This is a genomic window from uncultured Thiohalocapsa sp., from assembly GCF_913063425.1.
In the GTDB taxonomy this organism is placed as follows: domain Bacteria; phylum Pseudomonadota; class Gammaproteobacteria; order Chromatiales; family Chromatiaceae; genus Thiohalocapsa.
This window is the reverse complement of the sequence record NZ_CAJXYK010000039.1, coordinates 1-13,193: the sequence shown is the minus strand read 5'-3', so window position 1 is coordinate 13,193 and position 13,193 is coordinate 1. Positions and strand designations below refer to the sequence as shown.

Sequence of the window (13,193 nt, the reverse complement as noted above, 5' to 3'; positions counted from 1 at the left end):
CGCGACTGAGGAGACAGAGGCTTGCAAGGCAACCCGATGAACATCCCGCCCGTGTCCATCGCGGCGGTGAAGGACGCACTCATCGAGCAGTTTTCGGACCCGGTGCTGCGCCGGCGCGCCTCCATGCTCTGGGGCACCCGCGGCGTCGGCAAGTCCTCCGTGGTGCGCCAGGTGGCGGAGCACTTCGACGTGCCGCTGGTGGATCTTAGGCTCACCACCATCGAGCCCGTGGACATCCGCGGCGCCATCTACGCCGACGAGCGCCAGTCGAAGACGGTCTGGTTTCCGCCGGAGTTCCTGCCCGGCAGCGAGCATCCGAACGGCATCCTGTTCCTGGATGAGCTGACGGCGGCGGACCAGCGCCTGCAGATCTCGGCCTATTCGCTGATCCTGGACCGCCGCGTGGGCAACTACCGGCTGCCGGACGGCTGGCAGGTGATCGCCGCCGGCAACGCCGCCTTCCACGGCGCCGTGAGCCACGACATGGGCACGGCGCTGGCGGACCGGATGTTCCACTTCAATGTGCAGTCGGTCATCGACGCCTTCCTGGCCTATGCGCTGGCCCATGACTTTGCACCGGAGGTGATGGCCTACCTCAAGGTTCGCCCGGACAAGCTGGACGACACCGCGAGCCAGCTCGCCAACGACCACCTGGTGGGCGCGAGCCCCCGCGGCTGGGAGGACATCTCCAGCGTGCTCAAGTCCGACCTCTCCGAGACCGGCAAGCGCACCTTCGTGCAGGGGCGCATCGGGGCGGCCAACGCCGCGGAATTCTTCGGTGTGCTCAAGGAGATCCAGGCGGGCACCGACGTGCTGGCGCTGCTGGAGGCGGAGCCCGGCGAGGCCACGGCGGCCTTGCTGCCCGACACGCTCGACGGTCTCTACGGCATGGTCTATGCGCTGCTGGCGGCGGCCACCGATGAGCCGCGCATGGCCCGCGCGCTCGCCATCATCGACCAGCTGCCGGACCTGCAAAGCGACGAGCCGCTGCCCATTCGCGAGGTGCAGACGCTCGGCATGGAGCTGCTGTTCCAGACGGCGCTGGAGCGGGGTCTCGAAGGCGCCGTGCTCTCAAGCCAGGCCTACCGCCGCTACACCGAAGCGCGCGAGGCCGCGCAGCAGGCGGCCTGAGCCTCAGAGAGCGCGCTCAGGCCGGTCTCGGCTGCCGGTCGCCTGCGCGGATGTCGCAGCCCGCATGCAGCCAAGCGGAATCCGGGTCTTGCTCCCGATAACGACAGCGATACAGATGAATTGCGGGGTTGTGACAGACAACGCCAGATCCAGCGGGCGCCGGTCCGCCGTCTACGAGCACCGCGGTACCCGCGCCGTGCAGCGCATGGTCGAGTACGCGCCGTCCACTGGCGGTCTCGCACTCTGGATCCGGCACATCGACACCGGGCCCGAGGACACCCGCGGCGGGCGTGGGGGGCTCGTCGCCGCCAACGACGGCGTGTCCATCTACTACGGCCCCGACTTCGACCACCTGTCGCTCGCGGTGCAGACGGGCCTCGTCGCCCACCAGGTGCTGCATGTGGCCCTGCGCCATCCGCAGCGGCTCGCGGAGCTTCAGCGCCTCACCGGCGATGTCGATCGCGAGCTGTTCAACATCTGCGCCGATGCCATCGTCAACAGCACCCTGTCGCACCTGAACTGGCTGGAGCTGCCGGCGGGCTCGGTGCTGCTTCAGGACCTGCTGACGGCGTCGCTGCTGCGCAACGAGTCCCCGGACAAGGCCCTGCTGGAGTGGGACGTGGAGCGGCTCTACCGCGCCGTCGATGACCGCCAGGCGAGCGGCGGCGGCAAAGGCAGCCGCCGCGGTGGTCGCGGCCGGCGCCCCGACGACGCCGGCGCGAGCCGTGGCAGCCACGACGCCGAAGCGGGCAGCACCGGGCCCAAGCAGGACGGCCCCCGTGCCTCCCGGGCCCGGCACTTCGCCGGCGCCATCCTGCGCGACCTGCTGCCGGCGGCGGACAGCGAGCACCCGGAGGGCGAGGCGGAGCAGGCGCGCGAATGGCGCGAGCGCATCACCCGCGCCCATGCCGGCGACGGCGTGCATTCCATGCTGCGGGCGCTGCTGGCGGACATCCCCAAGGTCCGCACGCCCTGGGAGCAGCTGCTGCGTACCCAGCTCGCCCGCGGGCTCTCCATGCAGCCGGAGCTGTCCTGGTCGCGGCCGTCGCGCTCCTACATCGCCAATCGGGGCAGGGTGGGTGGGCCGGCGGGGCGGGGCGGCGGCATGCGCATGCCCTGGGAGCCGGGCCGGGCGTCGTCGCGGGCCGTGGCCCGGCTCGCGGTGCTGGTGGACATCTCAGGCTCCGTCGACAATCCGCTCATGCACCGCTTTGCGGCTGAGCTTGCGGCCATCAGCCGCCGGCTGGAGGCGCGGGTGCTGGTGGTGATCGGCGACGAGAAGGTGCGCGAGGTACGGTTCTTCGAGCCCGGGCGCTCCAACCTGCATGATTTGGAGCTTCAGGGCGGCGGTGGCACCGACTTTACGCCGCTGCTGGCGGAGGCCCAGCGCCACGGCCCGGACATGGCTGTGTTCCTGACGGACTTAGACGGCCGCGTGGACTACTGCCCGCCCTTCCCGGTGCTTTGGGCCGTGCCGGCGAGCGCCGAGCACATGCAGGCACCGTTCGGGCGCAAGCTGGTGCTGGAGTAGCTCCACGTCCGGACTGACCTTTCCGCACCGGCGGTGCGCCTCGGCGCGCGAGCGCAATCGGCTGACGCAGGTAGGTGGACAAGTGGCGCGCATGCAGCGCAAGCCTGATCGGTTACTCAGCCGAAGCCGCTGCCGCTGAGCCAAGGGGTCGGACCCTTCGGCTTTTTCTCCCAGCGCACCGCGCCGCAGTGGCGGCAGCGATACTCGACCTCGACGTTCCAGCCGACCCAGAAGCCGGAGCGCTCCCGCTGCGCCCCCGTCTTACGCCACGCAAAGCGTCCGCCACAGCGCTTGCAGCGTGACTCGCGCAACCAGGCCATGAGCGGGAGCGTCGCCAACAGCGCCGCGACGATAACGAGCGCAAACAGTTCCATTGATGGAATCCCCGGCGGTCGGCACAGGCCACGCAGGGTACACGCCGCCTGCGGCGCTGATCAACCGGAGCGTCCAAAGGGGGCCGGGCAGCCGTGGGTTCTCTCGCAACACCGCTCCTGCGGTGTCGTGCTTCGCCGGGCGCTCCGCGCGCCGAGCGGGAGATGCGTCCAACGCAGCCGTGCCGGCCTGCCGTGCCACAGCAGGCCCATGCCACAGCAGGCCGCCGCCCCGCGCGCGGCGAGCCGGCTTCCCGGCCTTGCCGTCGGTCAGGTGCAGCAGGTGGCGCGTGCGCGGGGTCAAGCGGGCAGCCGGATCGGGTCCTTCAGCTCCGGATTCGCGCGGTAGAGCACGGCGATGTTGCCGATGCGCTGCACCAGTGCGGCGCCCGTCTCCTCCGCGATGGTGCGCACCTGGGCATCCCGCGCGCCCCGGTCGCCGCCGTTCACGCGCACCTTGATCAGCTCGTGATGGTCCAGTGCCAGCTCGATCTCGGCGAGCACGGGCTCGGTGAGGCCGGCGGCGCCGAGCAGCACCACGGGCTTCAGGTGATGGGCGCGCTGCTTCAGCGCCCGCTGCGCGCGGTTGCCGAGCTGCTGGGGCTTGCTGTTGGTCATGCCGCGTCGGCGCTTGGGCTGGGGCTCACCAGGACGCGCCCGTGCGTGCGCCCGGCGAGCATGCGCTCGAACACCTCCGGCAGCGCGTCCGGTGCGACCTCGCCGCCCAGCAGCCGCTCGGGCTCGGCCACGCGCCAGTCCGTCGCCAGGTGCTGCCACAGCTCGCCCCGCAGCGGCTGGGGGATGTGCACCGAGTCGCAGCCGAGGAGCGCCACGCCGCGCAGGATGAATGGCATGACTGTGGTCTCGAGGGCGATGCCGCCGGCGTTGCCGATGCTCGCGATGTTGCCGTATGGCACCAGGGTGCGGGTGATGCGCGCCAGCATGTCGCCACCCACATTGTCCACGGCACCGCCCCAGACGCCCTTCTCCAGCGGGCGGTCCCCGCCGGGCAGCTCATCGCGACCCAGGATCTGTGCTGCGCCCAGATCCCTGAGCCAAGCATGCAGGTCCGGCTTGCCGGATACGGCGGCCACCTCGAAGCCGAGCTTGGCGAGGATGGCGATGGAGATGGCCCCGACGCCGCCGCTCGCGCCCGTCACCAGGATCGGCCCAAGCTCCGGGCGCTGCCCATTCACCAGCAGCCGATGCACCGCCAGCGCCGCCGTGAAGCCGGCGGTGCCGAGCAGCATGGCGCTGCGGGTGTCGAGCCCGTCCGGCAGCTTCACCAGCCAGTCGCCCGGCACGCACAGGTACTCGGCATAACCGCCGTCGTGGTCGAAGGCCATGCCGTGGCCGGTGGCGACGACGGCATCGCCGGGCGCAAAATCGTCGTGCGCGGTGCGTTCCACGACACCGCTCGCGTCGATGCCGCCGGTGATGGGAAAGCGCCGGATGACCTTGCCCTTGCCTGTGCCGCCGAGGGCATCCTTGTAGTTGACGCTGGCGTAGGCGACGCGTACCAGTACCTCTCCCGCGGCGGGCTCGGGCACGTCGATGGTCTCGATGCCGGCGCGATAGCCGGCGTCGTCGTGATGGATGCGGAAAGCGCGTTGGGTCGGCATGGGCTCCCCCCTGGTGGTCGGCAGGGCCGGCGATGGCTGGCGGCGGGGCCGCAGTATGCCGGATCGGGGGCCGGGATGTCCGCAAGGACACGCGTGCCACCGCAGCGGACTCGTGACACCGCAGCTGACCCGTGACACCGCACCAGCGGTGACACGCATCTTCCGCCGCTCTGCGGTGAGCGCCTTGGCAGGCGTCGGCGCTACTCGACAGCCACCGGGATCTTGCCGATGCGCGAGCGCCACTCGGCAGGCCCGGTCTGATGCACCGACTGCCCGCGGCTGTCGACGGCGACGGTGACCGGCATGTCCTGGATCTCGAATTCGCGGATGGCCTCCATGCCGAGGTCCTCGAACGCGACCAGCCGCGACGACTTGATGGCCTTGGCCACCAGATAGGCCGCGCCGCCGATGGCCATGAGGTACACGGCGCCGTGGCGCTTGATGGCCTCGACGGCGGTCGGGCCGCGCTCGGCCTTGCCGATCATGCCGATGAGCCCGGTCTGCGCCAGGATCTGATCCGTGAACTTGTCCATGCGCGTGGCCGTCGTGGGGCCGGCGGGGCCGACCACCTCGTCCCCCACCGGGTCCACGGGGCCGACGTAGTAGATGAAGCGGTCGGTGAGGTCGACACCCTCGGGCAGCGGCTCGCCACGGTCGAGCAGGTCCTTCAGGCGCTTGTGCGCGGCGTCCCGGCCGGTCAGGAGCTTGCCGGATAGGAGCAACCGCTCGCCGGGCTGCCAGGCGGCGATGTCCTCGCGGGCGATGCTGTCCAGGTCCACGCGGCGGGCGCCGGCGGTGGGGTCGTAGTCGAGCGCCGGCCAGTCTTCGAGCTTGGGCGGGGTCAGCACGGCGGGGCCGGTGCCGTCCAGCTTGAAGTGGATGTGCCGGGTGGCCGCGCAGTTGGGGATCATGGCCACGGGCAGGGACGCGGCATGGGTCGGGAAGGTGTTGATCTTCACGTCCAGCACTGTGGTCAGCCCGCCCAGGCCCTGGGCGCCGATGCCCAGCGCATTGACCTTCTCGAACAGCTCCAGGCGCAGCTCATCCACGGCGTTCTGAGCGCCCCGGGCCTTCAGCTCGTGAATGTCGATATCTTCCAGCAGCGCTTCCTTGGCCAGCAGCATGGCCTTCTCCGCGGAGCCGCCGATGCCGATGCCGAGCATACCGGGTGGGCACCAGCCGGCGCCCATGGTCGGCACCGTCTTGAGCACCCAGTCCACCAGACTGTCGCTCGGGTTCAGGATGGCGAACTTGGACTTGTTCTCGGAGCCGCCGCCCTTGGCCGCAAGGCGCAGGTCGAGGCTGCTGCCCGGCACCAGCTCCGCATGCACCATCGCCGGTGTGTTGTCGCCGGTGTTCTTGCGGGCGCCGAAGGGCGGGCTCACCATGGACGCCCGCAGCACGTTGTCCGGGTGGGTGTAGGCGCGGCGTACGCCCTCGTCCACGAGCTGCTGAAGCCCCGCCGTGGGGTCCCAGTCCGCGTCCCAGCGCAGGTCCATGCCCACCTTGGCGTAGGCCACCACCAGCCCCGTGTCCTGGCAGATGGGCCGGTGGCCCTCGGCGCACATGCGCGAGTTCACCAGGATCTGCGCCATGGCGTCCTTGGCCGCCGGGGACGCCTCGGCCTCGTAGGCATGGGCGAGGGCGCGGATGTAGTCCGGCGGGTGGTAGTAGCTGATGTATTGCAGGGCGTCGGCGACGCTCTGGATCAGGTCGGTTTGGCGGATGGTAGTCATGGCATTGGTGTCACTGATCGTCTTGCAGGCCGGCCTGTGCGCGCAGCCGGGCCAGCTCGGCCTCGGCCTCCCGGGCACGCCGCTCGGCCTCGGAGCGGGCCTCGGCTTCGGCTTCGGCGCGCTGTGCCTCTGCTTCGGCGCGCTGTGCCTCGGCCTCGGCGCGCTGTGCCTCGGTCTCGGCGCGCTGCGCCTCCAGCTGAGCGCGCTGCGCCTCGGTCTCGGCGCGCTGCGCCTCCGCCTCGGCCCGCTCGCGGTCCTCGCGCCACTTGGGCAGTACGAATTCCGCGTACACCGGGTCATCGCGCAGCGCTTCATCCTCGGGCTGCTCGATGAGATCCGACAGCCGGAACTGAAAACCGGGCAGCACCTGTGAGGCGATGACGCCGTCCCGCGGCTCGATGGGCGCGTAGATGCCCGCGTCGTTCACGCGGTAGAAGCGCTGATACCTGGGCTCCCTGTGCAGGATGAAGTACTCGGGCACGCCGGCCGCCGCGTATTCCGCCTTCTTGGTGAGGGTGTCGCGCTCGATGCTGCGCCGGTCCTGATCCGAAAGTCCCTCCAGGCAGATGTCGAAAATGCCGTGGTAGCTCCTGTCGTGGAAGAGCAGGGGCTGCGGGTTGTCGTTGTGCACGATGCCGAGGTCCGGCTTGCGGATGACCACGCGGTCGCGCAGGCGCATCCGAAAGCCCATCTCCAGCCCGACATGCCTGGCGATGGGCCGCGTCTTCAGGAAGTGGCTCAGCAGCAGCAGGAACCACTGGCAGACGAGATAGGTCGCGTAGTCGGACACCGGCTTCTGCTCCAGGCGGCCATCGTTCCATTCGTAGTGGATGTCGGACTCGAAGTAGTAATCGCGCCAGTAGGTGTCCTCGGAGACCAAGCGTCCCTCTTCCGAGCCTGGCGTCAGGGACGCAGCGGGCTCCGGAGACCCGGCAGGGGGATCTGCGATGGCGGTGTTGCTCGACATTGCCTTGTGCTCCCGATGGGCCGACTGACAGGAGCCTAGTCCAACCCGCCAGATTTCGATACCGTCCCGCTCGTTGTCGTTGTCGTTGTCGTTGTGTTTGTCGTTGTCCTTCCTTGTTGTCGCTGTTGCCGGAATCCGACCGCACCACGGCATCCGCCGACGGCAGCGCGGCCCGGGGGCGCCGAGTTTCACTCGGCGACGCCAAGCACGGACCCTGCTGACGCCGCCTAACCCCCGTCAGCCCTGATCGCTCGCTGCACAGGGCCCGCGGAACTGCTCCGGCACATCCGCCGGGCACTCGCCGCAGGCCTCGTTGCCGGGCACCGCGAAGTCGATCTTGCGTGGGTAGGGCAGGTCGAGGCCGTCCATCAGCGCCACGAAGTCCTCCTTGCTGCGCCCGCCGCCGAGGCGCGGGTTGCGGGCCTTCTCCTGCGCGATGCTGGAGACGAAGCGGTGCTCGTAGTCGTGCCCTGGGTAGACCAGGGTCTCGTCCGGCAGCGAGAAGAGCTTGTTGTGGATGCTGTTGTAGAGGTCGCCGGCGCTGCCGGATTGGAAGTCGGTCCGGCCGCAGGCCTCGATGAGCAGCGCATCGCCGGTGAAGACGAACTTCTGGATCGGCGTGTCGATGAGATAGGCGTGGTGATGGTCCGTGTGACCGGGCGTGAACAGCGGATGCAGGCTCACGCTGCCGACCTCGAAGGGCTCGCCCTCCTGCACGCCGATGTCCTGGCAGGGAAGGCCGAGCATCTTCGGATACGCCGTCCTGCAGCCGGTCCGGCCCTTCAGGCGCTTGGCGCTGGTGAGATGGTCGGCGTGGACATGGGTCTCCAGCGTGGCCATCAGTGTCAGGCCCAGGTCCTTCAGCACCTGAAGGTCACGCTCGACCGTGTCCAGCACGGGGTCGATGAGGATGGCCTGGCGGGTGTCCTCGCAGCCGATGAGATAGGTGTAGGTGGAGGAATCCGCCTCCAGCAGCTGTTTGAAGATCATGGTGTCAGCTCCGGTGTGTCGGGTCCGATGTCGTCTGCACGATTGTCGGGGGATGCCCGCTGTGGCACAACCGCGGCCACACCGTCCTTGGAGCTGCACAATGCCCGACACCGACCACGCCTGCCGACCCGAGCTCCCGCGGCCGCATCGCCGGCGCCCGCGCACCTGCGTCCTCGCCATTGCGCTGCTCGCGGGCAGCGCCGGCGTAACCGCCGCCCCGCCGGAGCCGCCGTTGTTCGACGCCCACCTGCACTACACCGGCGTCGATGCCGCTGCGCTGCCGCCCGAGGAGATCATCGCGATTCTGGACCGCAGCGGCATCACCCGCGCGGTGATCTCCGGCATGCCCACCAGCGCCGTGGAGCGCCTGCACGCGACAGCCCCTGAGCGGATCATCCCGTTTCTGAACGCCTACAACGCGCCGGGCGCCAAGCGCGACTGGATGCACGACGCGACGCTGCCGGCGCGGGTGGCCGCCCTGCTGGACGCCGCCGGCGGCGTCTACCGCGGCATCGGCGAGCTGCACATCTTTGCGGCGGACGCGCAAAGCCCGGTGCTGCTGGCGCTCGCCGACCTGGCCGCCGAGCGTGAACTGATGCTGCAGATCCACGGCGATGCCGAAGTCATCGATGCCGTCTTCGCACGCCAGCCGGGGCTCACCGTGCTTTGGGCGCACCTGGGCACCAAGCCCCGACCGGACGCCATCGCGCCTGTGCTGGCGCGGCATCCCAACCTCTACGCGGACACCTCCGTGCGCGACGGGCGCTTCGTGGACGAGCAGGGGCAGCTTCGGCCGCAGTGGCGTCAGTTCTTCGTCGAGCACGCGGACCGCCTGCTGGTGGGCGTCGACACCTTCTGGACCCGCCGCTGGAAGCGCTTCGATGAAGTGGCCGCCGAGATCCGCGGCTGGCTCGGGCAGCTGCCGCCGGCGGTGGCAGACAAGCTTGCGCACGGCAATGCCGAGCGATTATTCGCCGAGGAAAAGCTGTCGCGGGAGCAGCCATAAGCATCTGCGACATTGCGTGCCCATCCAGCGGTGGGGGTTGGGCAGAGGTGTCGAAGCCGTCATCGGCGCCTGCTTCGCTATACTCTGCTGCCGTCGAAGCCCTTTTTCGTCAACGGGAGCGGAGCATGGCACTGAAGGAAATCGAGATTGACGGCCAACCGATTCTTGTGGAAGTCACGGATCTGGAAATGGAGGGCGGTGCTGGGGCCGGCCGCTGGCAGCCCACTTCCAAAGAAGATCAGGAGATGGGGCAGCGCATCAGCGGTCTGGTGGGCGTCCTCACCGCCCCGGTGCGCCGCTCGTTGGAGACCGCGGGTGCCGCCGGATGGACCATGGAGATCACCCTGGGCTTCAAGGGCGAGACCGGCGTTCCTTTCGTCGCCAAGGGGGAGGCCAACGCGGCGGTCAAGGTGATTGCCAAGTGGAGCAGGCCGGCGCCCCGCGAGCGCGGCTGGCTGATGCGGGCGAAGCGCCGCTGAGCGCATGCTCCCGGAACCGCAGATCGTCAGCCTGTGGCGCGGCTGGGAGGTGCAGCCGGCGGACTATCGCTGCGCCGGACTCCGGCTCGATCCGCGCCACATCCTGACCGTACGCCACGCCTTCGACAACTGGCCGGATCAAGCGCCCATCATCGTCCGGCTGATCCGCAACGACCAGCAGGGCAAGCGCGCCACTGTACTGCAGCGGCACGCCGAGCTGGACGCGGCGATCCTGGCACTGGACGTGCCCGACGGCAGCGTGCCGCTGCCGGCATTGCAGCGCACGGGCCAGGCGACAAACGGGAAGCCCGTCGTGCTGCACGTGGTGGACCCGGATGAATTCGGTGCGCATCCGCTCCGCAATTACAGCATCGGCCGGTACGACGAGCGCACCAGCGAGTACATCCTGAGCCCGGACAACGCCGTGGGCCACAGCGGCGGCATCGTCGAGGTCGAGGGGGGCATTGTCGGCCTGCTCGCGCGCCGCGCGAAGGACGACCCGCTCTGCCGTGCCGTGGCCATGCACCGCCTCTGGCCCTGGATCGAAGGCGTGCTGACCGAGCAGGCCGCGGGAGCGCCCCGTGCGCAGGAGCGCTCGCCGGAGCCGGCGGTGGTCTCCGCTGCCTACCACCAGCTGGTGGAGCGGGTCCGCAAGAACGTCCGCGATCTGCTGCAGCGGCCGGAGGCCGAGCCGCTGCGGCGCAACTGGTCGGACGACCCCATTGCCCGCTTCGACCCGACGCAGCCGACTGACCAGGTCATCGCCCAGATCGACGCGCTGCACGTCGCCACGGAGCAGACCATCCCCCTGTGGCAGGCGCGACCCATCGAGCCCGTGGCCGATGCCCGCACCGACCGCAAGGGGTTGTGCCAGACGCTGATCACCGAGCTGGTCAAGCTCGCCGTGGACCCAGGGCTCGACTACGACGTCGACGCCCTTGCCGGCAGTCCGCCGGCGCGGCTCAAGATCGCATCACGCTATGCCGTCAGCGGCGAGATCGCCTATTTCGCCCTTGGCGATCTGCTGCAACAGTTGCGCTTGCAGCCGGACAGCGACGACATCGCCAGCGCGCAGAGCCTGTGTTTCGTCACCGATATCGCCGGCGGGCAGGGGGAGGATCAATATCAGGAGCTGCTGCGCAAGCTCTGGATGCGGGTGATGGGCGAGCCCGATCCCGGCCGGCTCAGCGACAAGCAGGAGGATCTGCTGATGGGCCTGATCTGGAACCAATCCCGGCGTGATCGCCGGCGCTACCTGATCGTGATGCCCGCCGAGGAACAGGCCTTCCCGGCGCTGCTGGACCGGAAATGGACAGGCCGGGTCAAGCCCGGCATCCTGGAGCACGAGCCCGGTCAGTGTCGGTATCTGCTCGCGCAGGAGAAGGAGCTGTTTGCCCTGTTGTACGACTACCTGCGGTTGTTGGAGAAGCTCTGACCCGGATCTGAACTGAATCTGACCCAGACGCGCCCCGGCGGCAGCCGAGCACCCACCCTCCCAGCACCTGTCTGCTGCGCGGCGCCAGTCCCGCCCCCGAGCGAGCCGATGCCCAGCGCCCCGAGCCCCATGCACCCCATCCCCGCCTACCCCGTCGGCCCCCCCATCCCGCTGCCGGAGCAGGGCACCTGGCCCAAGTCCGTGCACCGCTTCGATGCCGACACCGCCGCCGCGCTGCGCGCCGCGGAGGCCGCCGAGCGCCCGCTCCTGATCCGCGGCGACCCCGGCACCGGCAAGAGCCAGACGGCGCGGGCCGCCGCCGCGGCGGCGGGGCGGCTGTTCGTGTCCGTCACCATCGACGGGCGCACCGAGGCGGCGGACCTGCTCTGGCAGCACGACGCCGTCGCCCGCCTCGCCGACGCCACGTCCGGCAAGGGTGCGGGGCCCGCCGGCGATTATCTGAGCCCGGGCCCGCTCTGGTGGGCCTACGACTGGTCCAGCGCCGATGACCAATGGCAGGTGCGCAGTCAGGGCGAGCGACCGGAGGCCCCCGATGGCTGGCGCCGGGAGACGGGCACCGTGCTGCTCATCGACGAGATCGACAAGGCCGATCCGGACCTGCCCAACGCCTTCCTGGAGCTCCTCGGCAACCGCGGCTTCACCGTGCCGCTGCTGGGCCGCCGGGTCATCCGCGGCGCCAGGCCGCCGCTGGTGGTCATCACCACCAACGAGGAGCGCGAGCTGCCAAATGCCTTCCTGCGCCGCTGCCTGGTGCGCACGCTGCGGCTGCCGGAGCCGCTGGCGCCATGGCTCGTCGGGATGGGCCGGCTGCACCTGGAGCGGCTCGGGCTGGCAGAGCGCTGCTTCGACGCCGTGCTCGCCGCCGCCGCCGACCTGCTGCTCGGCGATCGCCGCAAAGCCGAGCAAAACCAACGCTACGCGCCGGGGCTGGCCGAGTACCTGGACCTCGTCATCGCCGTCGCCCGCCTGGAGCAGAGCGAGCCCGGGCAGCAGGACCTGCTGCGCAAGCTCGCAGGATTCACGCTGCGCAAGTCCGACGACGACGGCTGAGGCCGAGGCCGACTACCGCGGTGGAATCCTTGATCAAGACCGCCCATGGACGCGCCTCGATGGCCGGGCGCGCCGCGCTGGCGCAGGTCATCGCCCGGCTGGACCGCCGCGAATGGGAGGCGGCAGCGGCAGCGCTCGGCTACGAGCCTGCACTGCCGGAGCCGCCGCCGGAGCCGCCGCGCGCCAGGCCCGACGCACAGCCGGCAGCCCGCACCGGTGAACCGCCCGAGCCTGCAAGCGCAGACACCGACGCCGGCCGCGCCCCCTACCAGCCCACGGACCTGCCGGACCTGCCGTTCTGGCGCATCGCCGCCGTCGAGCGACAGCCGCCGGATGCGGACGGCCGCCGCGTGCCCCGCTGGCTCGCCGAGGCCGACCCCTGGGATCAGCTGCCGCAGGCGGACCGCCGCCAGCCACCACCCCGGCCGCCGGCCCTGGCACCGCCCCCGCGCCAGGCCAGGTTCCTGCGCCAGACCCTGGCCCGGCCGCGCCCGGGCCGGGCGCTCGACCTGGAGCGCCTCTGCGACGCCCTGGCCAAGGGCCGGCTCCCGGAGCGCCTGCCGCGCCGCCGCCGGCCGCGCTGGCCCGGCCGGGTGCACCTGGTGCTGGACCTCTCGCCCGCACTGCGCCCCTTTCAGCACGACCTTTGGGCCTGGGCGGAGCGGCTCGACGCCGCCCTCGGCGGCCGGCTGGTGCGCCTCGCCACCCGCAGCGGCAGCCCCTCGGACCTGGAGCGCCTCGGCGCCGACGCCGGCAGCCGCAGGCCGCTCGCCATCGCCGACGGCACGCCGCTGATCATCCTCGGCGACGCCGGCCTCTACGACCCGCGCGGCGCCCGCCATCGCCAATGGCTC

Annotated in this window: 12 protein-coding genes and 1 pseudogene; 7 read left to right on the top strand and 6 right to left on the bottom strand. The window is 70.5% G+C overall.

Annotated elements, in window-relative coordinates; all coding sequences use genetic code 11:
- Window positions 1-21: 21 nt before the first annotated feature.
- Together QZ607_RS18520 and QZ607_RS18515 are read left to right on the top strand one after the other, a co-directional pair.
- Window positions 22-1,131 (top strand): MoxR family ATPase, encoded by a 1,110-nt coding sequence (locus tag QZ607_RS18520; protein WP_295885730.1) that lies wholly within the window; start codon window positions 22-24, stop codon window positions 1,129-1,131.
- A gap of 130 nt (window positions 1,132-1,261) precedes the next feature.
- Window positions 1,262-2,662 carry a VWA-like domain-containing protein gene (locus tag QZ607_RS18515; RefSeq protein WP_295885728.1) on the top strand — a complete coding sequence of 467 codons (1,401 nt, stop codon included), beginning with the start codon at window positions 1,262-1,264 and terminating at the stop codon, window positions 2,660-2,662.
- 116 nt (window positions 2,663-2,778) lie between these two features.
- On the opposite strand, the gene QZ607_RS18510 is transcribed toward QZ607_RS18515, so the two are convergent.
- The 6 genes from QZ607_RS18510 to QZ607_RS18485 form a co-directional block, all read right to left on the bottom strand.
- Window positions 2,779-3,036, bottom strand: a complete 258-nt coding sequence (locus tag QZ607_RS18510) for a hypothetical protein (protein WP_295885727.1) — start codon at window positions 3,034-3,036, stop codon at window positions 2,779-2,781.
- 297 nt (window positions 3,037-3,333) lie between these two features.
- Complete coding sequence (gene yhbY, locus QZ607_RS18505) at window positions 3,334-3,651, bottom strand: ribosome assembly RNA-binding protein YhbY (RefSeq protein ID WP_295885725.1); 318 nt, start codon at window positions 3,649-3,651, stop codon at window positions 3,334-3,336.
- Window positions 3,648-4,655 (bottom strand): YhdH/YhfP family quinone oxidoreductase, encoded by a 1,008-nt coding sequence (locus QZ607_RS18500; RefSeq protein ID WP_295885722.1) that lies wholly within the window; start codon window positions 4,653-4,655, stop codon window positions 3,648-3,650. The genes yhbY and QZ607_RS18500 overlap by 4 nt, the downstream gene beginning before the upstream one ends.
- Window positions 4,656-4,855: 200 nt before the next feature.
- Complete coding sequence (locus QZ607_RS18495) at window positions 4,856-6,391, bottom strand: fumarate hydratase (RefSeq protein ID WP_295885720.1); 1,536 nt, start codon at window positions 6,389-6,391, stop codon at window positions 4,856-4,858.
- A 10-nt stretch (window positions 6,392-6,401) separates the two neighbouring features.
- On the bottom strand, window positions 6,402-7,358 hold the full coding sequence (locus QZ607_RS18490; RefSeq protein WP_295885718.1) for a Uma2 family endonuclease: 957 nt from the start codon (window positions 7,356-7,358) through the stop codon (window positions 6,402-6,404).
- A 237-nt stretch (window positions 7,359-7,595) separates the two neighbouring features.
- The gene (locus QZ607_RS18485; protein ID WP_295885717.1) at window positions 7,596-8,348 is read right to left on the bottom strand and encodes an MBL fold metallo-hydrolase; all 753 of its coding nucleotides are present in this window, start codon (window positions 8,346-8,348) and stop codon (window positions 7,596-7,598) included.
- Between the two features lie 100 nt (window positions 8,349-8,448).
- On the opposite strand from QZ607_RS18485, the gene QZ607_RS18480 reads away from it, so the two are divergent.
- From QZ607_RS18480 to QZ607_RS18460, 5 genes and pseudogenes are all read left to right on the top strand, one after another.
- Window positions 8,449-9,354 carry an amidohydrolase family protein gene (locus QZ607_RS18480; RefSeq protein ID WP_295885715.1) on the top strand — a complete coding sequence of 302 codons (906 nt, stop codon included), beginning with the start codon at window positions 8,449-8,451 and terminating at the stop codon, window positions 9,352-9,354.
- A gap of 125 nt (window positions 9,355-9,479) precedes the next feature.
- Window positions 9,480-9,833 (top strand): CU044_2847 family protein, encoded by a 354-nt coding sequence (locus tag QZ607_RS18475; protein WP_295885712.1) that lies wholly within the window; start codon window positions 9,480-9,482, stop codon window positions 9,831-9,833.
- Between the two features lie 4 nt (window positions 9,834-9,837).
- The gene (locus tag QZ607_RS18470; protein WP_295885711.1) at window positions 9,838-11,268 is read left to right on the top strand and encodes a serine protease; all 1,431 of its coding nucleotides are present in this window, start codon (window positions 9,838-9,840) and stop codon (window positions 11,266-11,268) included.
- A 129-nt stretch (window positions 11,269-11,397) separates the two neighbouring features.
- Window positions 11,398-12,339, top strand: coding sequence for a MoxR family ATPase (locus QZ607_RS18465; RefSeq protein WP_295885710.1), 942 nt, complete (start codon window positions 11,398-11,400; stop codon window positions 12,337-12,339).
- 20 nt (window positions 12,340-12,359) lie between these two features.
- A pseudogene (locus tag QZ607_RS18460) lies at window positions 12,360-13,193 on the top strand (hypothetical protein); the annotation flags it as partial.

Coding starts and splice junctions, on each gene's coding strand:
- QZ607_RS18510 (WP_295885727.1), bottom strand. CDS start 3,036: ATGGAACTGTTTGCGCTCGTTATCGTCGCGGCGCTGTTGGCGACGCTC.
- yhbY (WP_295885725.1), bottom strand. CDS start 3,651: ATGACCAACAGCAAGCCCCAGCAGCTCGGCAACCGCGCGCAGCGGGCG.
- QZ607_RS18500 (WP_295885722.1), bottom strand. CDS start 4,655: ATGCCGACCCAACGCGCTTTCCGCATCCATCACGACGACGCCGGCTAT.
- QZ607_RS18495 (WP_295885720.1), bottom strand. CDS start 6,391: ATGACTACCATCCGCCAAACCGACCTGATCCAGAGCGTCGCCGACGCC.
- QZ607_RS18490 (WP_295885718.1), bottom strand. CDS start 7,358: ATGTCGAGCAACACCGCCATCGCAGATCCCCCTGCCGGGTCTCCGGAG.
- QZ607_RS18485 (WP_295885717.1), bottom strand. CDS start 8,348: ATGATCTTCAAACAGCTGCTGGAGGCGGATTCCTCCACCTACACCTAT.
- QZ607_RS18480 (WP_295885715.1), top strand. CDS start 8,449: ATGCCCGACACCGACCACGCCTGCCGACCCGAGCTCCCGCGGCCGCAT.
- QZ607_RS18475 (WP_295885712.1), top strand. CDS start 9,480: ATGGCACTGAAGGAAATCGAGATTGACGGCCAACCGATTCTTGTGGAA.
- QZ607_RS18470 (WP_295885711.1), top strand. CDS start 9,838: ATGCTCCCGGAACCGCAGATCGTCAGCCTGTGGCGCGGCTGGGAGGTG.
- QZ607_RS18465 (WP_295885710.1), top strand. CDS start 11,398: ATGCACCCCATCCCCGCCTACCCCGTCGGCCCCCCCATCCCGCTGCCG.